Annotated in this window: 2 protein-coding genes; one reads left to right on the top strand and one right to left on the bottom strand. The window is 71.9% G+C overall.

What is annotated here, in order from left to right; all coding sequences use genetic code 11:
* Window positions 1–51 precede the first annotated feature (51 nt).
* Window positions 52–591, bottom strand: a complete 540-nt coding sequence (locus Q7A36_RS40145) for a transposase (protein ID WP_305109383.1) — start codon at window positions 589–591, stop codon at window positions 52–54.
* Window positions 592–674: 83 nt separating this feature from the next.
* Between Q7A36_RS40145 and Q7A36_RS40140 the strand changes: the two genes are divergently transcribed.
* A partial coding sequence (locus Q7A36_RS40140; protein WP_305109382.1) for a helix-turn-helix domain-containing protein occupies window positions 675–957 on the top strand: 283 nt, incomplete at its 3' end.

Below are 957 nucleotides of genomic sequence, written 5' to 3'. Positions count from 1 at the left end.
TTGAACGGCATGGTGGCCCTCCCCCGAACGAGGGCTCGCCCCCACCCGAGCCTACCCGACGCCGCTCGATCCGACGATCCCTGCACCAACATGCCCTGCTGCCTCAACCACGTCCTCTCGCCTGATCCAGCGGAGCAGGGCGGTGAGCTTGGCCCGGCATCCCGTCCAGCGCCCATGCCACAAGCGCCACTTCGCCCGCTCCAGGTCGCGTTCGGCGCGGTTGGCGAGGCGCGCCTCAAGCCTGCGGCCCGCCCTGATTGCGTGCTCGAAGCGCACTGCGGCGTGCCACCAGTCCAACACCGGCGTGGCGCCCGGCAGCACCTCGCGCTGCAGCCGCCACAGCCCGGCATCGCCGTCGCACAGCACAGTCGCGGGCGTGGCCGCGGTGACGCCCGCTGCGGCAAGCGCCTGCCGCAGGGTCACAGCCGACCCCGCCTGGCCATCCCGGACCAAGGCGAAGCGGTGCTGCTGGCCGTCGGCATCGATCACCTTGCCCGCGACCACCTCGAAGTGGCGCCCTGCCTCGGGATGTAGCTGCTGGGTGAATGCTCCCCAGAAGTGCTGGCTGAAAATTCCCCAGTCCAGCGCCACTGCCCGGCCTCGGGGGCGAGCCCCCGAGGCCGGGCGGCGCCGACCGTGCCCGATGATGCCCTTCGGCATCACGGGAGCGGCCGGTGGTCACCCTTGGGGAGCTTGTCATGATCCTGGACCTTGCCCGGCAGGGGCTGAGCGTGTCGGCCATCGCCCGCCGTACCGGCCGCGACCGCAAGACTATCCGCAAGTACGTCGAGCGCGGCCTGGAGCCGCCGGTCTACAAGCCGCGTGAGCCCGGCCCCTCGCTGCTTGGACCCTACGAGGCGTTCCTGCGCGAGCGGGTGGAGCGCTTCCCCGAACTGACCGGCCGGCGGCTCTGGCGCGAGGTCCGCGAGCTCGGCTTCACGGGCGGCTACTCCAGCA

This window comes from Paracraurococcus lichenis (assembly GCF_030657435.1).
Classification (GTDB): domain Bacteria; phylum Pseudomonadota; class Alphaproteobacteria; order Acetobacterales; family Acetobacteraceae; genus Paracraurococcus; species Paracraurococcus lichenis.
Note: the sequence above shows the minus strand (reverse complement) of the source record. Positions and strands in the feature narration are given on the sequence as shown.